This window comes from Streptomyces sp. NPDC006691 (assembly GCF_042869955.1).
Taxonomy (GTDB): domain Bacteria; phylum Actinomycetota; class Actinomycetes; order Streptomycetales; family Streptomycetaceae; genus Streptomyces.
This window is the reverse complement of the sequence record NZ_JBIAGW010000002.1, coordinates 14888-37269: the sequence shown is the minus strand read 5'-3', so window position 1 is coordinate 37269 and position 22382 is coordinate 14888. Positions and strand designations below refer to the sequence as shown.

Below are 22382 nucleotides of genomic sequence, written 5' to 3'. Positions count from 1 at the left end.
CCCTCTGTCTTGACTGCGCACCGCCGCGCCGAAGCGCGAGTGTGCAGGTCAGAGCCGCCCACCCGCAGTCCCGAAGGACATACGCCATGGCCGCCAGCCCAGATGACCCTGCCCCCACGACGCCCCGCCGCAAGCCGGGCCGCCACCGTGGTGAAGGCCAGTGGGCCGCCGGCCACTTCACGCCCCTCAACGGGAACGAGCAGTTCAAGAAGGACGACGACGGTCTCAATGTGCGGACACGCATTGAGACGATCTACTCCCAGCGCGGCTTCGACTCGATCGACCCCAACGACCTGCGCGGCCGGATGCGCTGGTGGGGCCTGTACACCCAGCGCCGCCAGGGCATCGACGGCGGCAAGACGGCGATCCTGGAGCCGGAGGAGCTGGACGACGAGTACTTCATGCTCCGCGTCCGCATCGACGGCGGCCGTCTGACCACCGAGCAGCTGCGGGTGATCGGCGAGATCTCGCAGGAGTTCGCGCGCGGCACCGCCGACCTCACCGACCGGCAGAACGTCCAGTACCACTGGATCCGCATCGAGGACGTCCCGGAGATCTGGAACCGCCTCGAAGCGGTCGGCCTGTCCACCACCGAGGCCTGCGGCGACACCCCGCGCGTCATCCTCGGCTCGCCGGTCGCCGGCATCGCCGCGGACGAGATCATCGACGGCAGCCCGGCCATCGACGAGATCCAGCGCCGCTACATCGGCAATCCGGCCTTCTCCAACCTGCCCCGCAAGTTCAAGAGCGCCGTCTCCGGATCGCCGCAGCTCGACGTCGCGCACGAGATCAACGACATCGCCTTCGTCGGGGTCGAGCACCCCGAGCACGGCCCCGGCTTCGACCTGTGGGTCGGCGGCGGGCTCTCCACCAACCCCAAGCTCGGGGTGCGGCTCGGCGCCTGGGTGCCGCTCGACGAGGTGCCCGACGCGTACGAGGGCGTCATCTCGATCTTCCGTGACTACGGCTACCGGCGGCTGCGCACCCGCGCCCGCCTGAAGTTCCTGGTCGCCGACTGGGGCGCGGAGAAGTTCCGCCAGGTCCTGGAGGACGAGTACCTCAAGCGCAAGCTGGTCGACGGGCCCGCGCCCGAACTGCCCAAGGAGGTCTGGCGCGACCACCTCGGGGTGCACCGCCAGAAGGACGGCCGCTTCTACATCGGCTTCGCGCCCCGCGTGGGCCGCGTGGACGGCGCCACCCTGAGCAAGATCGCCGAGCTGGCCGAGACGCACGGCTCGGGGCGCCTGCGCACCACCGCCGAGCAGAAGCTGATCGTGCTGGACATCGAGGAGGGCCGCGTCGACTCGCTCGTGGCCGGTCTGGAGGCACTCGGCCTCAAGGTCGACGCCTCGCCGTTCCGGCGCGGCACGATGGCCTGCACCGGCATCGAGTTCTGCAAGCTCGCCATCGTCGAGACCAAGGCGCGCGGCGCCTCGCTCATCGACGAACTGGAGCGCCGCCTGCCGGAGTTCGACGAGCCGATCACCATCAACATCAACGGCTGCCCCAACTCCTGCGCCCGCATCCAGGTCGCCGACATCGGCCTCAAGGGCCAGCTGGTCCTGGACGCCGAGGGCAACCAGGTCGAGGGCTTCCAGGTGCACCTGGGCGGCGCGCTCGGCCTGGAGGCCGGCTTCGGCCGCAAGGTCCGCGGCCTGAAGGTCACCTCCGCCGAACTGCCCGACTACGTCGAGCGGGTCCTCACGCGCTTCCAGGCGGAGCGCGCCGAGGGCGAGCGGTTCGCCACCTGGGCGGCGCGCGCCGACGAGGAGGCCCTGTCATGAGCGAGCGCGCGGCCCCCTTCTACTGCCCGTACTGCGGCGACGAGGACCTGCGGCCCAACGAGACCGGTCACGGCGCCTGGGAGTGCGCGGCGTGCAACCGGGCCTTCCAGCTGAAGTTCCTCGGGCTGCTCGCCCGCGGAGTGCAGCGCAACGACGGTGGAGGGGAAGCGATATGACGGCCGCTCAGACCGGCACGGAAGCAGCCCGGGAGCGCCCGGTCCACGGCGGACAGGCCGACCGCGCCCTCGGCGGGCACACCGCCGCAGAGCTCAGGGCGCTCGCCGAGCAGGCCGGCCGGGACCTCGAAGAGTCCACGCCCCTGGAGATCCTGCGCTGGGCCGCCGACACCTTCGGCAAGCGCTTCTGCGTCACCTCCTCCATGGAGGACGCGGTCGTCGCCCACCTCGCCTCCCGCGCGATGCCCGGCGTGGACGTGGTGTTCCTCGACACCGGCTACCACTTCCCCGAGACCATCGGCACCCGGGACGCGGTCGCCGAGGTGATGGACGTCAACGTCATCACCCTGACGCCGCGTCAGACCGTGGCCGAGCAGGACGCCGAGCACGGCCCTAAGCTGCACGACCGCGACCCCGACCTGTGCTGCGCGCTGCGCAAGGTCAAGCCCCTTGAGCAGGGCCTGAGTTCGTACGCCGCCTGGGCCACCGGGCTGCGCCGCGACGAGTCCCCGACCCGGGCGAACACCCCGGTGGTCGGCTGGGACGAGAAGCGGCAGAAGGTCAAGGTGTCGCCGATCGCCCGCTGGACGCAGGACGACGTGGACGCCTACGTCGCCGAGCACGGCGTGATCACCAACCTCCTCCTCATGAACGGCTACCCCTCCATCGGCTGCGCCCCCTGCACCCGCCGGGTCGCCGAGGGCGAGGACGCGCGGGCCGGACGCTGGGCCGGGCGCAACAAGACCGAGTGCGGGCTGCACGGATGACGGACCGTCAGACGAATGATCAGGAGACTTCGATGAGCGTGACGGAGACGGGAGCCACCATCTGGCTGACCGGTCTGCCGAGCGCCGGCAAGACCACCATCGCCTACGAGCTCGCGGGCCAACTGCGCGCGGCCGGGCACCGGGTGGAGGTGCTCGACGGCGACGAGATCCGCGAGTTCCTCTCGGCGGGCCTCGGCTTCAGCCGCGAGGACCGGCACACCAATGTGCAGCGGATCGGCTTCGTCGCCGAACTGCTCGCCGCCAACGGCGTGAAGGCCCTGGTCCCGGTGATCGCCCCGTACGCCGACAGCCGCGAGGCGGTGCGCAAGCGCCACCAGAGCGAGGGCACCGCCTATCTGGAGGTGCATGTCGCGACCCCGGTGGAGGTCTGCTCCGTCCGCGATGTGAAGGGCCTGTACGCCAAGCAGGCGGCGGGCGAGATCAGCGGCCTGACCGGCGTCGACGACCCGTACGAGGCGCCCGTGGCACCGGATCTGCGGATCGAGTCCCACACCCAGACCGTGCAGGAGTCCGCGGCCGCGCTCCTTGCGCTGCTCACCGAGAGGGGCCTGGCATGAGCGGGGCACGCGCGGCCACCGGGCCGCAGACGACCGCGACAGCCGCACCGGCGCGCCGCGCGGGCGGTGGGGGCACCCCCTGGACGACGTCCTCGGGAGAGAACGAATGGGGCACAGCATGACCTCCGCAATCACCGCGGGCGAGGGCATCGACAGCCCGTACGCGCTCAGCCACCTGGACGCCCTGGAGTCCGAGGCGGTCCACATCTTCCGTGAGGTGGCGGGTGAGTTCGAGCGGCCGGTGATCCTGTTCTCCGGCGGCAAGGACTCCATCGTCATGCTGCACCTGGCCCTGAAGGCGTTCGCCCCGGCCGCGGTTCCGTTCACGCTCCTGCACGTCGACACCGGGCACAACTTCCCCGAGGTCCTCGCCTACCGCGACCGCGTGGTCGCCGAGCACGGGCTGCGGCTGCACGTCGCCTCGGTGCAGGACTACATCGACGCGGGCAAGCTGCGCGAGCGCCCCGACGGCACCCGCAACCCGCTCCAGACCCTCCCGCTGACCGAGGCCATCCAGGAGCACCGCTTCGACGCGGTGTTCGGCGGCGGCCGGCGCGACGAGGAGAAGGCCCGCGCCAAGGAGCGGGTGTTCTCGCTGCGGGACGAGTTCTCGCAGTGGGACCCGCGCCGTCAGCGTCCCGAGCTGTGGCAGCTCTACAACGGCCGGCACGCCCCCGGTGAGCACGTCCGCGTGTTCCCGCTGTCCAACTGGACCGAGCTGGACGTGTGGCAGTACATCGCCCGCGAGGACATCGACCTGCCGCAGATCTACTTCGCGCACGAGCGCGAGGTGTTCAAGCGGTCCGGCATGTGGCTGACCGCGGGCGAGTGGGGCGGCCCCAAGGCCGACGAGAGCGTCGAGACGCGCCAGGTGCGCTACCGCACGGTCGGCGACATGTCCTGCACCGGCGCCGTCGACTCCGACGCCACGACGCTGGACGCCGTCATCACCGAGATCGCCGCATCGAGGCTCACCGAGCGGGGCGCCACCCGCGCCGACGACAAGATGTCCGAGGCCGCGATGGAAGACCGCAAGCGCGAGGGGTACTTCTAGAATGTCCAACTCCGTTGACACAGCGGTGCAGTTGGCCGACCTTTCGGCCACCACCCTGCTGCGCTTCGCGACCGCCGGGTCCGTCGACGACGGCAAGTCCACCCTGGTGGGCCGGCTCCTGCACGACTCCAAGTCGGTCCTGACCGACCAGTTGGAGGCCGTCGAGGCGGCCTCCCTCAAGCGCGGCCAGGAAGCCCCCGACCTGGCGCTGCTCACCGACGGCCTGCGGGCCGAGCGCGAGCAGGGCATCACCATCGACGTGGCCTACCGCTACTTCGCCACGCCCCGGCGCCGGTTCATCCTGGCCGACACCCCGGGGCATGTGCAGTACACCCGGAACATGGTGACCGGCGCCTCCACCGCCGACCTCGCCGTGGTCCTGGTCGACGCCCGCAACGGCGTCATCGAGCAGACCCGCCGGCACGCCGCGGTCGCCGCCCTGCTGCGCGTGCCGCACGTGGTCCTGGCCGTCAACAAGATGGACCTGGTGGCGTACGAGGAGAAGGTCTTCGCCTCGATCGCCGAGGAATTCACCGCGTACGCCGGCGAGTTGGGCGTCCCGGAGATCACGGCCATCCCGATCTCGGCGCTCGCGGGCGACAACGTGGTGGAGCCCAGCGCCAACATGGACTGGTACGGCGGGCCCACCGTTCTGGAACACCTGGAGACGGTGCCGGTCAGCCACGACCTGACCTCGTGCCACGCCCGGCTGCCCGTGCAGTACGTGATCCGGCCGCAGACCGCCGAACTCCCCGACTACCGGGGCTACGCGGGCCAGATCGCGGCCGGCACGTTCCGGGTCGGCGAGCCGGTGACCGTGCTTCCGTCGGGGCGTACCAGCACGGTGGCGGGGATCGACCTGCTCGGCGAGTCCGTCGACGTCGCCTGGACCCCGCAGTCCGTCACGCTCCTTCTGGCGGACGACATCGACATCTCGCGCGGCGATCTGATCGTGCCGAGCGGGGACGCGCCCGCCACCACCCAGGACGTCGAGGCGACCGTCTGCCACGTGGCCGACCAGCCCCTGACGGTGGGTCAGCGGGTGCTGATCAAGCACACCACCCGCACGGTCAAGGCGATCGTCAAGGAGATCGAGTCCCGGCTCACCCTGGACGACCTCTCCCAGCACCCCAACCCGGGCCAGCTCGTCGCCAACGACATCGGCCGGGTCAAGGTGCGCACCGCCGAACCCCTCGCGCTCGACTCCTACGCCGACTCCCGGCGCACCGGTTCCTTCCTGTTGATCGACCCGGCGGACGGCACCACGCTCGCCGCCGGCATGGCGGGCGAGTCGTTCGCCACGCACAAGGTCCTCACCACGGTCGAGGACGAAGAGGGCTGGGACTTCTGATGACCAACGTCTATGCGACCTTCGCGAAGGAGGGCGGCCGCGTGGGCAGCGGCTCCCTCGGCAGCGGCCAGGGCGGGGTGGCCCGATGTGCGCGATGACGTACGCGCACCGCTCGCGCGCCCGGCTGCACCACATGCACCACCAGCACCTCACGCACCACCGAAGACCTGCCGACTTCCCGGCCGCGTAACGGAGTTGAGACTCCGTACGTAAGCACCGGGCCTCCGAGAGGACACCCTCCCGTGCCTGCCAGCTCCACCTTGAGGCGCAGCCTCGTCGCCGCCGCCACCCTGCCGCTGCTGTTCGGTGCGCTCGCCGCCTGCGGCTACGGCTCGTCCGCCGACAAGAGCGACGCCGGGAAGGCCTCTCCCGCCGCCGACGGCAAGAAGCTCTCCGCCGACTCCGTGAAGATCGGCTACTTCCCGAACCTGACCCACGCCACCCCGCTGATCGGCGTCCAGGAAGGGCTCTTCCAGAAGGAGCTGGGCGGCACGGCCGTCAAGACGGCCACCTTCAACGCCGGCCCCTCCGAGATCGAGGCCCTCAACGCGGGCTCGATCGACATCGGCTGGATCGGCCCCTCGCCGGCCATCAACGGCTTCACCAAGTCCAAGGGCCAGAGCCTGCGCATCATCGGCGGCTCGGCGTCCGGCGGTGTGAAGCTGGTGGTCAAGCCGGACAAGGTGAAGTCGCTCGACGACCTCAAGGGCAAGAACATAGCCACGCCGCAGCTCGGCAACACCCAGGACGTGGCGTTCCTGAACTGGATCGCCGAAAAGGGCTGGAAGGTCGACGCGCAGAGCGGCAAGGGCGACGTCAACGTGGTCCGCACCGACAACAAGATCACCCCAGACGCCTTCAAGTCCGGCTCGATCGACGGCGCGTGGGTGCCCGAGCCGACCGCGTCCAAGCTGGTGTCCGAGGGCGGCAAGGTGCTGCTCGACGAGTCCGACCTGTGGCCGGACAAGCAGTTCGTGATCACCAACATCATCGTGTCGCAGAAGTTCCTCAAGGAGCACCCCGACGTCGTCGAGGCGGTGCTGCGCGGCTCGGTGAAGACCAACGAGTGGATCTCGGCCCACCCCGACCAGGCGAAGGCCTCCGCGAACGAGGCGCTCAAGAAGCTGTCCGGCAAGGCGCTTCCGGCGGACATCATCGACCCGGCGTGGAAGTCCATCAAGACCCTGGACGACCCGCTGGCGGCGACCCTCCAGGCGCAGGCCGACCACGCGGTGAAGGCCGGGCTCCTCAAGAAGCCCGACCTGAGCGGCATCTACGACCTGGCTCCGCTCAACAAGGTCCTCAAGTCCCTGGGCAAGCCTGAGGTCGGCGACGCCGGCCTCGGCGTCAAGTAGTCCCCCCACCCGGCCGGTTCACAGGTTTCCCAGGAGGTGACGACCATGGCCACCGCACTCGCCAAGGCCACGGACCGCACGGCGGCAGCGCACGAGTACGCCGCCCGCATCGAGCACGTCTCGAAGTCCTTCGACGGTCCCGCGGGACCGCAGCTCGTCCTCGACGACATCACCCTCGATGTCGCACCGGGCGAGTTCGTCACCCTCCTGGGCGCCTCCGGCTGCGGAAAGTCGACGCTGCTCAACCTGGTCGCCGGGCTCGACGCCCCGACCGCGGGCAGCATCGAGACGCCCGGCGGACGGCCTGCCCTGATGTTCCAGGAGCACGCCCTGTTCCCGTGGCTGACCGCGGGCAAGAACATCGAACTCGCCCTGCGGTTCCGCGGGGTGGCCAAGAACGAGCGGCGCGACCGGGCCGAGGAACTCCTCTCCCTGGTCCGCCTCCAGGGCGCGTACGGCAAGCGCGTGCACGAGCTGTCGGGCGGTATGCGCCAGCGTGTCGCGATGGCCCGCGCGCTCGCCCAGGACTCCCGACTCCTCCTGATGGACGAGCCGTTCGCGGCCCTGGACGCGATCACCCGGGACGTCCTGCACGACGAGCTGACCCGCATCTGGCGCACTGCGAACACGGGCGACTCCGTCGCGGGCAACCTGTCGGTGCTGTTCGTCACCCACAACGTGCGCGAGGCGGTCCGGCTCGCCCAGCGCGTGGTGCTGCTCTCCTCGCGGCCCGGCCGGGTGGCCCACGAGTGGACGGTGGACATCGAGCAGCCGCGCCGCATCGAGGACGCCGAAGTGGCGGAGCTCTCCGTCGAGATCACTGAACAACTGCGTGGGGAGATCCGCCGCCATGGCCAGCACTGAGACCACTGACGCCGAGACCGCCGCCGTCAAGGACTCCCCCGGTCTGGGCAGCCTCGAAGCGGGCCTCGACGCGCTCGAAACCGTCCAGACCCACCGCACCCCGGTGCGCGAGGTGCTGGTCAAGAAGGTCCTGCCCCCGCTGAGCGCGGTCGTCCTCGTCCTGGTGGTGTGGCAGGTCCTGGTCTCGGCGAAGGTCACCGACGAGTACAAGCTGCCCGCGCCGTCCGCGGTGTGGTCGAGCCTGTCCGACATGTGGCTCCAGGGCACCCTGCTCGACGTGGTGTGGACCAGTGTCTCGCGCGGACTGCTCGGCTTCCTGCTCGCCCTGGCCATCGGAACGCCGCTGGGGCTGCTGGTGGCCCGGGTCAAGTTCGTGCGGGCGGCCATCGGCCCGATCCTGTCCGGGCTCCAGTCGCTGCCGTCGGTGGCCTGGGTGCCGCCGGCCGTGTTGTGGCTCGGCCTGAACGACTCGATGATGTACGCCGTGATCCTGCTCGGCGCGGTCCCCTCCATCGCCAACGGCCTCGTCTCCGGCGTCGACCAGGTGCCCCCGCTGTATCTGCGGGCGGGCCGTACGCTCGGCGCGACCGGGGTGCGCGGCGCCTGGCACATCCTGATGCCGGCCGCGCTGCCCGGTTACCTCGCGGGCCTGAAGCAGGGCTGGGCGTTCTCCTGGCGCTCCCTGATGGCCGCCGAGATCATCGCCTCCTCGCCCGATCTCGGCCTGGGTCTCGGCCAGTTGCTGGAGAACGGCCGCAACAACTCCGACATGCCCGGCATCTTCCTGGCGATCTTCCTGATCCTGATCGTGGGCATCGCCATCGACCTGCTGATCTTCAGCCCGCTGGAGCGCAGGGTGCTGCGCGGCCGCGGTCTGCTCGTGAAGGGCTGAGCCGCCCGTGCACCGCCCGGTCCTCCTCGTCATCGCCCACGGCAGCCGCGATCCGCGGCACGCCGCGACCGTGCGTGCCCTGGTCCGGCGGGCCGGGGCGCTGCGCCCCGGTCTGCGCGTGGAGACCGCCTACCTGGACTTCAACACTCCCTCGGTCCCCCAGGCCCTGGACCGTCTCGCCCTCGAAGGCATCCGGGACGTGGTGGCCCTCCCCCTCCTGCTGACCCGCGCCTTCCACGCGAAGGCCGACATCCCGGCGGCCCTCGACCGCGCCCCGGCCCGCCTGAACATCCGCCTGGCGGACGTCCTCGGCCCCTCCCCGCTGCTGCTCGCCGCACTGGAGCGGCGGCTGTACGAGGCGGGCCTGACGCCCGCCGACAAACGCTCGACCGGGGTCGTCCTGGCCTCGGCGGGCTCCACCGACCCGGAGGCGATCGCAGTGATCGCTGAAATCGCGCGGGAGCTGCGGCACACCGGTTGGTGCGCCGTGCGGCCTGCGTTCGCCTCCGCGGCACTGCCCCGCACGGAGGACGCGGTACGCGCCCTCAGATCCGAAGGTGTGCGCCGCGTGGCAGTGGCCCCCTACGTCATAGCCCCCGGCTTCCTCCCCGACCGCATCGCCCGGGGCGCCGAGAACGCGGACGTCCTGTCCGAAGTACTGGGCGCCGCAGAGGAGTTGGCCGGCCTGCTGCTACTCCGCTACGACGAGGCGCGGGCGCGGGACGGGGTACCGGCGCTGTCCGCCCAGGGGGCGTAGCCCCGGGCGGGCGCGGAGGCACAACCTCGTGGGGCGAGCGTCGGCTCACGTAGAGCTCACATCGGATTGCGCAGTTCGCTTTCCGTGCAGTTGGCACGCCATCCCCGGTGGCCCTCACGGCAGGCAGGCCCTCAAGCCCTGCGACCCGCCTGTCGCTTCGGCCTTCAGGTGAGGACTAGCCCCACTGCGTGTCTGCCTGGGCGGCTTCCGGGTGCGCAACCTCCGTCACCACCGGTTGAGGCGCGCCGCCCCACTGCGTGCCGGCGTGAGCGGCCGCGGTGCCGACGAGCCCGAGGATCGCCGTTGCCGCCACGCCCAGAGCGATGCGGCGCACACGTATCGTCATGGTCCTCATAGCTGAACTCCCTTGAGACAGATGCTTGTCACACACGGCGAACAGCTTGTTTCCGCCATTTGGCGAGAACTCGCTTTACCCCGTCGAGACCGCGTTTCGCCGGCACGCGGACCAAGAAAATATGTCATCGACAAGTCGCCCGATGACTCTGATCAGCCTGCCGGGTGTGTACGCAGGGGGCAAGCGGATAGGGCCGCACCATGTCCGATCCGAAAATTTCCAGGGGAGAAAGGGAAACGGTCGGGGCAGCGCGGTGCGATCGCCGGCCCTGCCGGCACCCTCCGAGGACGCTCACGCGCTGCGCGCAGCTCCGGACGGGCAGCCGATCACCGGTCCGTCCATCCGCAGCACGGACCACGCTGTTGACTCCTTCCGGCCTCGTGTAGCCGCACCGTCACGGACACCGGAGTCGAGGCCGGCCGGGCGGGGGCGCGCGACGGGGCCAGTACCCCGCGCGCGACGGAGCGCACCTCAGTCGAACCGCAGCGCCCCCGTCCGAGCCCGCTTCAGCTCGAAGAAGTCCGGGTACGCCGCGATCGTCCGCACGCTGTCGAAGAGCCGCGCCGCCTCTTCGCCGCGCGGGATCGAGCTGAGCACCGGCCCGAAGTAGACCTTGCCGTCGAGGTGCAGGGTCGGGGTGCCGACATAGCCGTCCTCGGCGGGGTCCTTGCCCGCGTCGTGGCTGCGCCGCACGGCCTCGTCGTACGCCGGATCATGCGCGGCACCGGCGAGCGCGGCCGGCAGCCCGAGGTCGGCCAGGGCCGTGGCGATCACCTCGTCGAAGTCCTCGTTCCCGTCCTGGTGGATACGGGTGCCGAAGGCCGTGTACAGGTCGCGCAGCACCCCCTCCCCGTGCGCCTCGGCCGCCGCGACGGCGACCCGGACGGGCCCGATCGACCGGTCGACCAAGTCCCGGTACCAGTCGGGCAGTTCGTTGCCGATGTTGTGCAGATACAGACTCATCGGCCGGAACCTCAGCTCGATGTCCCGGTGCCGCTCGACCTCCAGCATCCAGCGCGAGGTGATCCAGGCGAAGGGGCAGGCGGGGTCGAAGTAGAAGTCGACGGAGGTGGGCTGCGCGGAGGCGTTCACGGTAGCGGTCATGATCCGACCCTAGTCCGCCACTGGCCCCTGCCTCTGGGCCAATGAGGCGCGACTCAGCTGGGCCACTTCACCGCCTCCGCCACCCGCCCCGCGCCATCTCCACCCGCTCCGATACCGTCCCCGCATGATCGCTGAGACCTTCCCCCTGGGCGGGGACCGCCCCCTGCGGCGCCTCGGCTTCGGCACCGCACAGCTCACCGGCCCCGGCTACTGGGGCCCGCGCGGGGCACGGGCGGACGCGCTCGCCGTGCCGCGCCGGGCCGTCGAGCGGGACGCCCTTCAGCCGGCCTGATCATCCCCGGCCTCCCGCGTCATCTCCACCAGAGCCTTGACGGTGTTCCAGTTGCGGGAGGTCGCGTCGACGCCCTTCAGCAGCCCGGGCCGGGACAGGGCGGCACCCAGCTGGGAGGTGCCGAGGCCGCCCGGCGCGTACAGATAGAGCACCTGGTCGCCGAGCCGGAACTCCTCGGGGAGATAGGCCGACGCGTCGAGTGCGGCGAACCGCTCCGCGGTCACGGTCGGGCCGGAGAAGAAGGTGGCGTGCAGCTGCTTGCCGGCCAGCTCCTCGGCCGGGAAGGGGCACGCGTCCAGAACGGACCGCAGATAGGGCCCGGTGCGCACCATGCAGGCGACCTCGAAGCCGAAGCGCTTCTCGATGGCGGCCGCCAGCTCGGCGGCGAGGGCGTCCGGATCCCGGGAGGCACTGGTGAACACGGCGTTGCCGCTGTTGAGATACGTCTTCACCCGGCCGTGGCCCAACTCCTCCAGGATGCTCCGGAGCTCGGCCATGGGAACCTTCTTCTTCCCGCCCACATTGATGCCGCGCAGCAGAGCCGCGTACGTCGTCGTCATGGCCCCACAGTAGGGCCCGCAGGACGGCCCCCGCGCCCCGTGGGGGACGGGCGCGGAGGCCGTCGTCCAGTGCTGCCGGGCGGTGTCTACTCGACGACCTTCAGCAGCCTGTTCGGGGTGCCCGGGCTCGCGTTGGAGATCTTGTCGGCCGTGGCGCCCTTGGTGAGGGCGTCGGAGACCTGGGCGGGAGTGGCGTCCTTGTGCCCGGCCAGATAGACCGCCGCGGCGCCGACGACGTGCGGGGTCGCCATGGACGTGCCGGAGATGGTGTTGGTGGCCGTGTCGCTGGTGTTCCAGTCGGAGGTGATGTCCGAGCCGGGGGCGTAGAGGTCCACCACGGAACCGAAGTTGGAGAAGTCGGACTGCTGGTCGTCCTTGGTGGAGGAGGCGACCGTGATGGCCTCCTTGACACGGGAGGGCGAACCGTTGCCCGCGTCCGCGGACTCGTTGCCGGCCGCCACACCGAAGGTGACCCCGGAGGCGATCGCCTTCTGGACGGCCGCGTCGAGCGCCGGGTCGGCGGTGCCGCCGAGGCTCAGGTTGGCGACGGACGGACCCTTGTGGTTCTTGGTGACCCAGTCGACGCCCGCGACGACCTGATCGGTACTTCCGGAGCCCTGGTTGTCGAGGACCCGCACCGCGACGATCTTCGCCTTCTTGGCCACGCCGTGCTCGGCGCCCGCGATGGTGCCCGCGACGTGCGTGCCGTGGCCGTTGCCGTCGTCGGCCCTGTCGTTGTTGTCGACCGCGTTGAAGCCGTAGGAGGCCCGGCCACCGAAGTCCTTGTGGGAGATGCGGACTCCGGTGTCGATGACGTACGCCGTGACACCGTCGCCCGCGCTGTCGGGATAGGTGTACTTGCCGTCGCCCGCGGTCGCGCTCTGGTCGATCCGGTCCAGGCCCCAGGACGGCGGGCTCGCCTGCTCCGCGTTGATGTGGAACTTCTTGTTCTGCACGACCGTGCCGACGGACGGGTCCGCGGCGAGCCGCTTGGCCTCGGTCTGTGTGAGACCGCTGGCGGAGAAGCCGTTGAGGGAGGAGGAATAGTCGCGCTGGAGCTTGCCGCCGTACTCCTCGGCGAGCTTGCGCTTGGAGTCGGCCGTGGCCGACTTGTCCAGCAGGACGATGTAGCTTCCGTCGACCGCGTCCTTGGCGTCGAGTCCGTAGACCGCGCCTTCGGCGGGGGCGGCTCCGGCGAACGAGGAGCCCAGCGTGATGAGTCCGGCGGTCGCCGCCACGGCGGCTATGCCGGCGGTGAGCCTGGTCCTGCTCGCGCGCTTGTGAGTTGCCATGAAGAGGGGTCTCCTCGTCACTATTTGTGGGGGGTTTGCCTACCGGAAGGAAACTTTCCGGGGCTGGTTCGAAACCCTTGCCGATTGACGCGCGCAGATCAAGGACTTCATACGGCTGTGACTTAGCCAACAAGGTTTCGTAATGCGAAAACCATCCAGGCCAGAACAACTCGGGCTTTATGGAGGGCCGGTGGACACTCTGCGTGAACCCGACCCGCGCCCACTCCTTTCAAGTCAGCTGATGTGCAAGGGCGTTGAGCGGGAGGCGGGGCGGGCGGCGGAGCGGGAGGCCGCCCGGGGCCGAAGGACCCGGTGCGGGCCGCACCGCCCTCAGCGCTGGTAGCGCGCGAGTACCCGGTTTCCGTCCTCGACCAGGCGCTTCTTCAGCTCGGCCGCGTCGATCGCCCCGCTGTAGTACTCCTGCAGAGCGGGCGTGGCGACCTTGTCCTTCCACTCCGGGTAGCCCCGTACCGACTGCGCGGGCGCCGAGCGCAGATGGGGGGCGAGTGCGGTGCCCGTCGCCCAGCCGTCCTCGGTGGAGTGCAGGGCCGGGTCCCTGAGGGCTTCCGTTCCCGTCGGCAGCATCCAGTCGCCCTCGGCCAGGCGCACCATGTGCGCGGGGCTCAGCAGGAAGTCGATGAACTCGGCGGCCTCCTTCTTGTGCGGGCTGTCCTGGGCGACCGACAGGGTCTGCGGGCTGACGCCCTGGTCCAGGCCCGCACTGCCCGCGGGCGCGGGCAGCACCGTCCACGCGAAGCCGGGCGGTGCCTGCTGCACGATCTGCTGACGGTAGGAGAACCCCAGCGGCACCATGGCGTACTTGCCCGCGAAGAACCCGGGCAGCGTGTCCGAGCCGCCCATGCCGAGGGTGGTACGGGCGGCGCTCCTGTCGGTGTTCACCTGAGCGTTGACGGTGTCGGGGACCACCGCGTCGCCCGCCGTGAACTCCACCTTCGCCTTGCCCTCGCCGTCGCGCGTGAAGAGCCGGCCGCCCGCGGAGAGGCCCAGGTTGAGCGTGACCGAGACCGGCTCCTTGAGCGGCCAGGCCACCCCGAACCTGCCGTCCCCGCTCAGCTCCTTCGCCACCTGCCTGAACTCCGGCCAGGTCCACGGCTGTTCGGGCGTGGGGACACGGACCCCCGAGGCCTTGAGGAGCTTCGTGTTGGCGATCAGCACCCTCGGCTCCTAGAGGAACGGGACCCCGTACACCCCCTTCCCGAAGGTGGTCGTCTGCCAGCTCTGTGCCGGGATGGCTCCCTTGAGCCGCTCGGGCAGCGATCCGCTCAGGTCCGCGAGGTAGCCGCCGTAGGCGAAGTCGGCCAGGTCGTCCGAGGCATCGTGGATGACGTCCGGTGCCTCGCTGCCCTCGAAAGCGGTGAGCAACTGGTCGTGCACGGTGTCCCAGCTGCCCTGCACGTACTGCACCTGGACGGCGGGGTGCGTCGCGTTCCACTCCTTGACCAGGGCCTTCGTGGCGTCCACGGACTCCTTCTGCCAGGCAAGGGACTGGAAGCGGAGCGTGATCACCCCGTGGGCGTCCGAGTCCGATCCGCTGCCGGAACACCCCGCGAGCAGCGACAGCAGGAGCGCGAAGGCCGCCGCCATCCTCAACCTGGCGACGTGCGTGCCCTGTTCACCCTTGCGCATCAGCTCTTCACCGCCCCGGCCAGCATGCCGCCGGTGATCCGCCTCTGGATGATCGCGAAGATCACCAGGGAGGGCAGGGTGGCGAGGAACGCCGCCGCGGCCAGCGGCCCGAGGTCGGCGACGCCCTCCGCACCGAGGAAGTGGGTGAGGACGACGGGCAGGGTCTGCTTCTCGGGGGTCTTGAGGAGGACGAGCGCGAAGAAGAACTCGTTCCACGCCGTGATGAACGCGAAGAGCGCGGTGGCCACGATGCCGGGGGCGAGCAGGGGCGCGGTGACCGAGACGAGGGTGCGCAGGCGCCCCGCGCCGTCGACGGCGGCCGCCTCCTCCAGTTCGGCGGGCACGGCGCGTACGTACCCGTTCAGCATCCAGAGCGCGAACGGCAGCGACCACACCACGTACACCATGACGAGACCGCCCACCGAGTTGATCAGGTGCAGGTTCTTCAGGACGAGGAAGAGCGGAATGATCAGCAGAACGAACGGGAACGCCTGGCTGACCACCACCCAGCCCGTGGCGGCGGCCGCGAGGCGGCCCCTCTGGCGAGCCATGACGTACGCCATCGGCGTGGCGATCAGCACCGCGACGACGGCGGCGGAGACGGCCGCGACCAGGCTGTTCAACCCGGCTTGCAGCAGCGGCTGTTCGTCGAAGGCCTGACGGAAGTTGTCGAGGGTGGGGTGCCGCGGGATCCAGGTCGGATGGAGTGAGCCCAGTTCGCGCGGCGGCTTGAAGGCGGTGGAGATCAGCCAGAGGAAGGGAAAGGCGAGGAAGACGAGATAGCCGAGGAGCGCGAGGTACTGCCCGGCACGCACCAACACCCTTGTACGCGCGCTCACTTGTCCCTCCCTTCGTTGAGGCGGCCCACCAGGAAGAGGGCGAGGCAGACGGCGATCACGGCGACCATCACACAGCCCATGGCCGCCGCGTATCCGAACTGTCCGTAACGGAAGGCCTCTTCGTAGGCGAAGAGCATCGGAAGCCGGGTGCGGCCGCCCGGACCGCCGTTGGTCAGGACGTAGACCAAGGCGAAGGAATTGAAGTTCCAGATGAAGTTGAGCGCCGTGATCGCGAGGGCCACCGGTTTCAGGGCGGGCCAGGTGACCGCGTGGAATCGGCGCCAGGCGCCGGCGCCGTCGATGGCGGCGGCCTCGTGCAGCTCTCGTGGGGTGTTCTGGAGTCCGGCGAGGAGGGCGACCGTGGTCTGGGGCATACCGGCCCAGACGCCGACCAGGATCACGGCAGGCAGGGCGGTGGTGAGACCGGTCAGCCAGTCGTGGCCGTCGCCGAGCCCGAGGGTGCGCAGCGTCTCGTTCAGGATGCCGGCGTCCGGCTGGTAGACGAGACGCCACATGATGCCGACCACGACCTCGGGCATCGCCCAGGGGATGATCGCGAGTGCCCGGGCCAGCCAGCGGAGCCGGAGCTTCTGGTTCAGGAGCAGGGCGAGGCCGAGCGCGAGCAGGAACTGGGGCACGGTGACCCCGACCGCCCACAGCAGGCCGATCCGGAACGACTCCCAGAACAGCCCGTCGTGCGCCAGATCACGGAAGTTGAGCAGCCCCACCCACTGGGTGGCGGTGGTGCGGCCCGACTGGGAGTCGGTGAAGGACAGCGCGATGCCGTAGAGCAGCGGGCCCACGCTGAGCACCAGAATGGGCAGGAGCGCGGGGAGCACCAGGAACCAGGCGCCACCGCCGTGCCGGTCCCCGCCTCTGTTTCCGGGAGGTCTGTTCGTCGGCTTTGTGGTGGCTGACCGCGTGCCGGCGGTCGTCGATGTCACCTATCCACCCCTTTGTCCAGTAATGCCGAACAGCCCCCGTCATCGTGCTGACGGTCCGTCCGTTCGTCAAGACGACCTGCGTGAATGCGAGACTTGCCCGGGACCTGACGATCACCGGGAGAGACCTATGGACGAGGCACGGGCACGCGAACTGCTGGCCGCGGCGGCGCTGAACGGCCCCGGCACCCTTGCCGGAACCGCGACCGCCGAGCTGCTGGCCCTGGGCGAGAACGCGGTCTTCGCCCTGCCCGGTACGGATTCCGGCACCCACACCGAGGCGGTCACGAGCACCGGCACCGGCACTGGTACCGGCACCGGCACCGGCACCGGCACCGAGCACGGCCTGGTCGTCAAGGTCGGCCGGGATGCCGGCCGCCACCCGGAACTCCTGGAGCGGGCCGAGCGCGAGGTGGCCGTCGCGACCTGGCTCGCCGAGGCCGGCGTACCCGCCGTCCGGGCCGCCGAGCCGAAGCCCCGCCTGGTCGAGGGCCACCCGGTGACCGTGTGGCACCGGCTGCCCGAGGGGGAGCGTCCGGCCGGCCCCGCCGATCTGGCCGCGCTGCTCCGGCGCGTCCACGCCCTGCCGGCGCCCGCCTTCCCGCTGCCGCGCCGCGAACTCCTGGGCGGAGTCGAGCGCTGGCTACAGCTGGCCGGCGAGGCGATCGACCCGGCCGACGCCGCGTATCTGCGCGCCCGCAGGGACGGCTTCGCCGAGGCGGCCGCCGCGCTCACCCCGTATCTTCCCGTCGGTCCCATCCATGGCGACGCCCTCCCCCGCAATGTGTCCATCGGCCCCGAAGGGCCGGTCCTGGTCGATCTGGAGACCTTTTCCACCGACTTTCGGGAGCACGACCTGGTCGTGATGGCGCTCTCCCGCGACCGGTACGGGCTGCCCGCCGAGCAGTACGACGCGTTCGTCGAGGTCTACGGCTGGGACGTCCGCGAGTGGGACGGCTGTGCCGTTCTGCGCGGTGCGCGCGAGACGGCCAGCTGCGCGTGGGTCGCCCAGCACGCCCCGACCAACCCGAAGGCGCTCGACGAATTCCGCCGCCGGGTCGCCTCGCTGCGTGACGGGGACGCCGAGGTGCGCTGGTACCCCTTCTGAGCGGCGCCGCGCGCGGGCCGGGGCTCGAAGGCCCGCGCGCGGGCGGGACTCAGCCGCGGGGCAGGCCCCAGCCGTGAGCCGGCCGGGCTCCACCGTGGGCCGGGCCTCAGCCGCGGGCCGGGGTCAGCCGCGGGCCGGGGTCAGTTCTCGCAGTGGCCAGGAGCCGTCGATCACCGCGTCCGTGGTGCCCTTGCGGCGCAGGAACTGCTGGAAGTCGGCCGCCCAGTCGGCATACCACTGGATCTGACGGTCATGCAGCTCCGCCGGTTCGAGCCGCGCCACCTGCGGGTGGCGCTTGGCTATCGCCACCGCCACCCGGGCCGCCGCCAGCGCGTCGGCCCCCGCGTCGTGCGCCGACTCCAGGACCACTCCGTACTCGACGCACACCGCCTCCAGGGTGCGCTTGCCCTTGCGGTAGCGGTCCACCGAACGGTCGATCGTGTACGGATCGACGACCGGGCCTATGGGCGCGCCGCCCAGCCGTTCGCCGAGCGAAGGCAGTTGGTGGCGGCGCAGCTCGGCGGCGAGCAGCGTCAGATCGAAGGCGGCGTTGTAGGCCACCACCGGCACGCCCCGGCGCCAGTGGGCGGCCAGGGTCTCGGCGACCTCGTCGGCGACCTCGGCCGCCGGCCGGCCCCGGGCCGCAGCGTGTTCACTGCTGATCCCGTGGACCGCGGAGGCCTGCGCCGGGATCCGTATCCCCGGATCCGCCAGCCAGCCGCGCCGCCCGACCACATCGGCGCCCCGCACTTCGACGATCGCCGCCGTCACGATGCGGGCCTCGCGCGGCTCGGTGCCGGTCGTCTCCAGGTCGAATCCGACCAGCGGTTCCAGGTGCCAGCTCATGCTGCTGCCCCTCCTTCGTGGTGCTTTCCCCCAGTTGACGACCACCCTCGCACGCGCCACTGACAATCGGCCGGGCGGCCGGAATGCACCAGGGAAGTCTCACTACGAATCAGGACACAGGGCGTGAATCCACCCAGACCGATTCGAATTCCTCGCGGTAGGTCTCGAAGAGACCGTGCTCCACGTCCTGGCCCGGCCGCACCACGCCCCGCCGGCCGCCGCCGCGCAGCACCAGCACCGGCGCCTCCATCCCCCGCGCACGGCGCAGATAGGACTGGACGACCGCGAGCCCGTCCGCCCCGTCGCCGTCCACCAGGTAGGCGGTGAAGCGCGGGGTCTCGTCGAAGACCTGGATCTCGAAGGCCCCCGGGTCGCGCAGCGCGGTCCGCACCCGCCGCATATGGAGAATGTTCATCTCCACCGAACGACTCAACTCACCCTTCTTCAGACCGAGTTCACGCTCCCTCCGCTTGACCGCGCTGCTCGCCGGGTTGAGGAAGAGCAGCCGGACGCGGCAGCCGGTCTCGGCCAGGCGCACGAGACGGCGGCCCGAGTAGTTCTGCACAAGGAGATTGAGGCCGATGCCTATCGCGTCCAGGCGCCGGGCACCGCCGAAGAGGTCCTCGGCGGGCAGCTGGCGCTGGAGGCGCACCCGGTCGGAGTGCACGGAGACGACGTCGGCGTACCGGTCGCCGACGAGGTCCTCGACGGCGTCGATGGGCAGGCGGTGCGCGGCCGGGGCACCGCCGGCGCCGCCGAGCACGTCCAGGAGCCGCGCCGAGGCGCGCTCGGCCTGGGCGAGCACGGCCTCGTTCAGGGCCCGGTTGCGGGAGACGACATTGCGGGCCACCTCCAGCTCGTCCAGGGCGAGTTCGACATCGCGCCGGTCGTCCACGTACGGCTCGAAGCACGGCCAGTGCTGCACCATCAGCTCCCGCAGCTGCGGGAGCGTGAGGAAGCTGAGCACGTTGTCGTCGGCGGGGTCGAGCAGATAGCCCTTGCGGCGCGAGACCTCGCGCACCGCGACGGCCCGCTGCACCCACTCCTGGCCGGCCGGTCCCGCCGCGGCGACCACCCAGTCGTCGCCGTGGACCGGTTCGTAGATCGGCCGCAGCACGGCGGCCACCACGGCGCGCAGCCGCTGCTCCACCAGGTTCAGCCAGATGTAGGCGCGCCCGGCCCGCTGCGCGCGCGTACGCACCTCGCTCCAGGCGTCCGCGCCCCAGTCCAGCTCCGCCCCGATCTCCATCGGACGCGCCAGGGATACCGCTCCGGGCGGGATGTCGCCGGACTCCCCCTCATGACCCGTGTCACCAGGGGGCAGCTCAAGGCCTCCCGAGCTCACCCACGCACCGCCTTCCGCCCCCGGCACACCCCTGCGGGCCCGGCCCGCCCCCGCACGCCCTTCAACGATCAAGGAAGGGTACTCCGGGAGCAGGAGGCGCTGCATCCCGATCACGCGTCGAGTTTGCCAACTGGCCCGAGGATACGGCCTGTTCTGATGGGCACTATCAGACGGGGTGAGCGGATTCATGGCGCCGGCACCGCGTCGGCCGGACCCGGGTCACCCATTGGAGCACGCGGACGTCCCGGGTGACGGTCGTTCTTTCAGGGAGGATCTGGCCGAACAGCCCCTCAGTAACCCGAGTGGAAGTGGAAGAGTCTTGCCCATGCAGGTGTGGCCGGGACAGGCTTACCCACTCGGCGCCACGTACGACGGCGCCGGGACCAATTTCGCGGTCTTCTCCGAGGCCGCCCGTCGGATCGAGTTGTGTCTGCTCCACGACGACGGCTCGGAGACGGCCGTCGAACTGCGCGAGTCCGACGCCTTCGTACGCCATGCCTATCTGCCCGGTGTGCTGCCGGGCCAGCGGTACGGCTTTCGGGTGCACGGACCGTACGAGCCGCAGCACGGACATCGCTGCAACTCGGCGAAGCTGCTCCTCGACCCCTACGCGCGGGCCATAAGCGGCCAGGTCGAGTGGAACGAGGCGGTGTACGGCTACCACTTCGGGCGGCCCGACAGCCGCAACGACCTGGACTCGGCGCCGCACACGATGGCCTCGGTGGTGGTGAACCCCTTCTTCGACTGGGGCGACGACCGGCCGCCCCGCACCGACTACCACCACACCGTCTTCTACGAGGCCCATGTCAAGGGCCTCACCATGCTCCACCCGGAGCTCCCGCCGGAGCAGCGCGGCACCTATGCCGCGCTCGCACATCCGGCGATCATCGACCACCTCACACAACTGGGCGTCACCGCGCTTGAGTTGATGCCGGTGCACCAGTTCGTCAACGACCACCGGCTGGCCGACGCCGGAATGTCCAACTACTGGGGCTACAACACCATCGGCTTCTTCGCCCCGCACAACGCGTACGCGTCCTGGGGCGACCGCGGCCAGCAGGTCCTGGAGTTCAAGCAGGCGGTGCGGGCGCTGCACGAGGCCGGCATCGAGGTCATCCTGGACGTCGTCTACAACCACACGGCGGAGGGCAACCACCTCGGCCCCACGCTCTCCTTCCGCGGCCTGGACAACGCGCAGTACTACAGGCTGGCCGACGACCCGCGCTATTACGAGGACACCACCGGCACCGGCAACAGCCTCCTCATGCGCTCCCCGCACGTCCTCCAGCTGATCATGGACTCGCTGCGCTACTGGGTGACCGAGATGCACGTGGACGGCTTCCGCTTCGACCTCGCCGCGACTCTGGCCCGCCAGTTCCACGAGGTCGACCGGCTCTCGTCCTTCTTCGACCTGGTCCAGCAGGACCCGGTGGTCAGCCAGGTCAAGCTGATCGCCGAGCCGTGGGACGTGGGAGAGGGCGGCTACCAGGTGGGCAACTTCCCGCCGCTGTGGACGGAGTGGAACGGCAAGTACCGCGACACCGTACGGGACTTGTGGCGTGGCGAGCCGCGTACGCTCGCCGAGTTCGCGGGGCGGCTGACCGGCTCGTCCGACCTCTACCAGGACGACGGCCGAAGGCCGCTGGCCTCCATCAACTTCCACACCTGCCACGACGGGTTCACCCTCAACGACCTCGTCTCCTACAACGACAAGCACAACGACGCCAACGGCGAGGGCAACCGGGACGGCGAGAGCCACAACCGGTCCTGGAACTGCGGCACGGAGGGCCCCACCGACGACGCCGGGGTGGCGGAGCTGCGCGCCCGCCAGATGCGGAACTTCATCGCCACCCTGATGCTGTCGCAGGGCGTGCCGATGATCAGCCACGGCGACGAGTTCGCCCGCACCCAGAACGGCAACAACAACGCCTACTGCCAGGACACCGAGCTGTCCTGGGTGCACTGGCCGGAGCCGGGCGAGGACACGGACGGATCGCTCCTCGCGTTCACCCGGGCCATGGTGTGGCTGCGCCGGGACCATCCGGTCTTCCGGCGCAGGCGCTTCTTCCACGGCCGGCCGGTGCAGGGGACCCACGACGAGCTCTCGGACATCGCCTGGTTCACGCCCGAGGGCGCGGAAATGGCCGAGGAGGACTGGCAGTCGGCGAGCGCGAAGGCACTGTCGGTGTTCCTCAACGGCAACGCGATCTCGGAGCCGGGGCCGCGCGGCGAGCGGATCGGCGACGACTCGTTCCTGCTGATGTTCAACGCCAGTGCGGAGGACATCGACTTCGTGGTTCCGGTCAACCACGGCCGGCAGTGGCAGGTGGTCGTGGACACCGCATGTTCCGATGGCATGCCGCAGGGCGGCGGGCCGAAGGTGACGGGGGGCGAGCGCATCGGCCTGATCGGCCGGAGCATGACCGTGCTGCGGCGACCGGCCTAGGCCCGGGCGGGGACGGCCTCAACCGCCTT

21 protein-coding genes and 1 pseudogene are annotated in these 22382 nt (G+C 70.5%); 13 read left to right on the top strand and 9 right to left on the bottom strand.

The features are described from left to right. Positions 1-86 precede the first annotated feature (86 nt). The 10 genes from ACFYNP_RS03735 (at position 87) to ACFYNP_RS03690 (ending at position 9578) form a co-directional block, all read left to right on the top strand. On the top strand, positions 87-1784 hold the full coding sequence (locus ACFYNP_RS03735; RefSeq protein ID WP_388782314.1) for a nitrite/sulfite reductase: 1698 nt from the start codon (positions 87-89) through the stop codon (positions 1782-1784). After that, positions 1781-1960: a hypothetical protein gene (locus ACFYNP_RS03730; protein ID WP_161256214.1), complete on the top strand. Its 180-nt coding sequence runs from the start codon at positions 1781-1783 to the stop codon at positions 1958-1960. Before ACFYNP_RS03735 ends, ACFYNP_RS03730 begins: the two co-directional genes overlap by 4 nt. Then, a complete protein-coding gene (locus ACFYNP_RS03725; RefSeq protein ID WP_388782311.1) occupies positions 1957-2727 on the top strand; it encodes a phosphoadenylyl-sulfate reductase in 771 nt (256 codons plus the stop codon). The genes ACFYNP_RS03730 and ACFYNP_RS03725 overlap by 4 nt, the downstream gene beginning before the upstream one ends. Positions 2728-2759: 32 nt before the next feature. Further along, the gene (gene cysC / locus ACFYNP_RS03720; protein WP_388782309.1) at positions 2760-3305 is read left to right on the top strand and encodes an adenylyl-sulfate kinase; all 546 of its coding nucleotides are present in this window, start codon (positions 2760-2762) and stop codon (positions 3303-3305) included. Positions 3306-3423: 118 nt separating this feature from the next. Then, complete coding sequence (gene cysD, locus ACFYNP_RS03715) at positions 3424-4359, top strand: sulfate adenylyltransferase subunit CysD (RefSeq protein WP_189766265.1); 936 nt, start codon at positions 3424-3426, stop codon at positions 4357-4359. Position 4360: 1 nt separating this feature from the next. Continuing rightward, positions 4361-5710 (top strand): sulfate adenylyltransferase subunit 1, encoded by a 1350-nt coding sequence (locus ACFYNP_RS03710; protein ID WP_388782306.1) that lies wholly within the window; start codon positions 4361-4363, stop codon positions 5708-5710. A 242-nt stretch (positions 5711-5952) separates the two neighbouring features. Next, positions 5953-7065, top strand: a complete 1113-nt coding sequence (locus ACFYNP_RS03705; RefSeq protein WP_388403359.1) for an ABC transporter substrate-binding protein — start codon at positions 5953-5955, stop codon at positions 7063-7065. Positions 7066-7110: 45 nt separating this feature from the next. Then, a complete protein-coding gene (locus ACFYNP_RS03700; RefSeq protein ID WP_388403356.1) occupies positions 7111-7929 on the top strand; it encodes an ABC transporter ATP-binding protein in 819 nt (272 codons plus the stop codon). Then, positions 7916-8821: an ABC transporter permease gene (locus ACFYNP_RS03695; RefSeq protein ID WP_388782303.1), complete on the top strand. Its 906-nt coding sequence runs from the start codon at positions 7916-7918 to the stop codon at positions 8819-8821. The genes ACFYNP_RS03700 and ACFYNP_RS03695 overlap by 14 nt, the downstream gene beginning before the upstream one ends. A gap of 7 nt (positions 8822-8828) precedes the next feature. Further along, positions 8829-9578 (top strand): sirohydrochlorin chelatase, encoded by a 750-nt coding sequence (locus tag ACFYNP_RS03690; protein WP_388782300.1) that lies wholly within the window; start codon positions 8829-8831, stop codon positions 9576-9578. A gap of 175 nt (positions 9579-9753) precedes the next feature. On the opposite strand, the gene ACFYNP_RS03685 is transcribed toward ACFYNP_RS03690, so the two are convergent. Continuing rightward, positions 9754-9924 carry a hypothetical protein gene (locus ACFYNP_RS03685; protein WP_388403347.1) on the bottom strand — a complete coding sequence of 57 codons (171 nt, stop codon included), beginning with the start codon at positions 9922-9924 and terminating at the stop codon, positions 9754-9756. 480 nt (positions 9925-10404) lie between these two features. Beyond that, on the bottom strand, positions 10405-11037 hold the full coding sequence (locus ACFYNP_RS03680) for a DsbA family protein (RefSeq protein ID WP_388403344.1): 633 nt from the start codon (positions 11035-11037) through the stop codon (positions 10405-10407). Between the two features lie 124 nt (positions 11038-11161). Here ACFYNP_RS03680 and ACFYNP_RS03675 point away from each other — a divergent pair, with 124 nt between their 5' ends. Then, a complete protein-coding gene (locus tag ACFYNP_RS03675) occupies positions 11162-11329 on the top strand; it encodes a hypothetical protein (protein ID WP_388782298.1) in 168 nt (55 codons plus the stop codon). Here the strand turns inward: ACFYNP_RS03675 and ACFYNP_RS03670 are convergent. From ACFYNP_RS03670 to ACFYNP_RS03650, 5 genes and pseudogenes are all read right to left on the bottom strand, one after another. Continuing rightward, positions 11317-11889, bottom strand: a complete 573-nt coding sequence (locus ACFYNP_RS03670) for a DUF1697 domain-containing protein (RefSeq protein ID WP_388782296.1) — start codon at positions 11887-11889, stop codon at positions 11317-11319. The genes ACFYNP_RS03675 and ACFYNP_RS03670 overlap by 13 nt on opposite strands. An 86-nt stretch (positions 11890-11975) precedes the next feature. Further along, on the bottom strand, positions 11976-13181 hold the full coding sequence (locus tag ACFYNP_RS03665; protein ID WP_388782293.1) for a S8 family serine peptidase: 1206 nt from the start codon (positions 13179-13181) through the stop codon (positions 11976-11978). Between the two features lie 330 nt (positions 13182-13511). Continuing rightward, positions 13512-14786: pseudogene (locus ACFYNP_RS03660) on the bottom strand (ABC transporter substrate-binding protein). 41 nt (positions 14787-14827) lie between these two features. Beyond that, complete coding sequence (locus tag ACFYNP_RS03655; RefSeq protein WP_388782291.1) at positions 14828-15667, bottom strand: carbohydrate ABC transporter permease; 840 nt, start codon at positions 15665-15667, stop codon at positions 14828-14830. Then, the gene (locus tag ACFYNP_RS03650) at positions 15664-16611 is read right to left on the bottom strand and encodes a carbohydrate ABC transporter permease (protein WP_388782289.1); all 948 of its coding nucleotides are present in this window, start codon (positions 16609-16611) and stop codon (positions 15664-15666) included. Before ACFYNP_RS03650 ends, ACFYNP_RS03655 begins: the two co-directional genes overlap by 4 nt. Before the next feature lie 127 nt (positions 16612-16738). On the opposite strand from ACFYNP_RS03650, the gene ACFYNP_RS03645 reads away from it, so the two are divergent. Next, positions 16739-17716, top strand: coding sequence for a phosphotransferase enzyme family protein (locus ACFYNP_RS03645; RefSeq protein ID WP_388782286.1), 978 nt, complete (start codon positions 16739-16741; stop codon positions 17714-17716). 123 nt (positions 17717-17839) lie between these two features. Here ACFYNP_RS03645 and ACFYNP_RS03640 read toward each other — a convergent pair whose 3' ends face one another. Both ACFYNP_RS03640 and ACFYNP_RS03635 read right to left on the bottom strand, forming a co-directional pair. Beyond that, a complete protein-coding gene (locus tag ACFYNP_RS03640; protein ID WP_388782283.1) occupies positions 17840-18562 on the bottom strand; it encodes a 3'-5' exonuclease in 723 nt (240 codons plus the stop codon). 109 nt (positions 18563-18671) lie between these two features. After that, the gene (locus ACFYNP_RS03635) at positions 18672-19907 is read right to left on the bottom strand and encodes an SAV2148 family HEPN domain-containing protein (RefSeq protein WP_167152686.1); all 1236 of its coding nucleotides are present in this window, start codon (positions 19905-19907) and stop codon (positions 18672-18674) included. 325 nt (positions 19908-20232) lie between these two features. On the opposite strand from ACFYNP_RS03635, the gene glgX reads away from it, so the two are divergent. Continuing rightward, on the top strand, positions 20233-22353 hold the full coding sequence (gene glgX, locus ACFYNP_RS03630; RefSeq protein ID WP_388782281.1) for a glycogen debranching protein GlgX: 2121 nt from the start codon (positions 20233-20235) through the stop codon (positions 22351-22353). Positions 22354-22382: the final 29 nt, after the last annotated feature.

Coding starts and splice junctions, on each gene's coding strand:
- ACFYNP_RS03735 (WP_388782314.1), top strand. CDS start 87: ATGGCCGCCAGCCCAGATGACCCTGCCCCCACGACGCCCCGCCGCAAG.
- ACFYNP_RS03730 (WP_161256214.1), top strand. CDS start 1,781: ATGAGCGAGCGCGCGGCCCCCTTCTACTGCCCGTACTGCGGCGACGAG.
- ACFYNP_RS03725 (WP_388782311.1), top strand. CDS start 1,957: ATGACGGCCGCTCAGACCGGCACGGAAGCAGCCCGGGAGCGCCCGGTC.
- cysC (WP_388782309.1), top strand. CDS start 2,760: ATGAGCGTGACGGAGACGGGAGCCACCATCTGGCTGACCGGTCTGCCG.
- cysD (WP_189766265.1), top strand. CDS start 3,424: ATGACCTCCGCAATCACCGCGGGCGAGGGCATCGACAGCCCGTACGCG.
- ACFYNP_RS03710 (WP_388782306.1), top strand. CDS start 4,361: ATGTCCAACTCCGTTGACACAGCGGTGCAGTTGGCCGACCTTTCGGCC.
- ACFYNP_RS03700 (WP_388403356.1), top strand. CDS start 7,111: ATGGCCACCGCACTCGCCAAGGCCACGGACCGCACGGCGGCAGCGCAC.
- ACFYNP_RS03695 (WP_388782303.1), top strand. CDS start 7,916: ATGGCCAGCACTGAGACCACTGACGCCGAGACCGCCGCCGTCAAGGAC.
- ACFYNP_RS03685 (WP_388403347.1), bottom strand. CDS start 9,924: ATGACGATACGTGTGCGCCGCATCGCTCTGGGCGTGGCGGCAACGGCG.
- ACFYNP_RS03680 (WP_388403344.1), bottom strand. CDS start 11,037: ATGACCGCTACCGTGAACGCCTCCGCGCAGCCCACCTCCGTCGACTTC.
- ACFYNP_RS03675 (WP_388782298.1), top strand. CDS start 11,162: ATGATCGCTGAGACCTTCCCCCTGGGCGGGGACCGCCCCCTGCGGCGC.
- ACFYNP_RS03670 (WP_388782296.1), bottom strand. CDS start 11,889: ATGACGACGACGTACGCGGCTCTGCTGCGCGGCATCAATGTGGGCGGG.
- ACFYNP_RS03665 (WP_388782293.1), bottom strand. CDS start 13,181: ATGGCAACTCACAAGCGCGCGAGCAGGACCAGGCTCACCGCCGGCATA.
- ACFYNP_RS03645 (WP_388782286.1), top strand. CDS start 16,739: ATGGACGAGGCACGGGCACGCGAACTGCTGGCCGCGGCGGCGCTGAAC.
- ACFYNP_RS03640 (WP_388782283.1), bottom strand. CDS start 18,562: ATGAGCTGGCACCTGGAACCGCTGGTCGGATTCGACCTGGAGACGACC.
- glgX (WP_388782281.1), top strand. CDS start 20,233: ATGCAGGTGTGGCCGGGACAGGCTTACCCACTCGGCGCCACGTACGAC.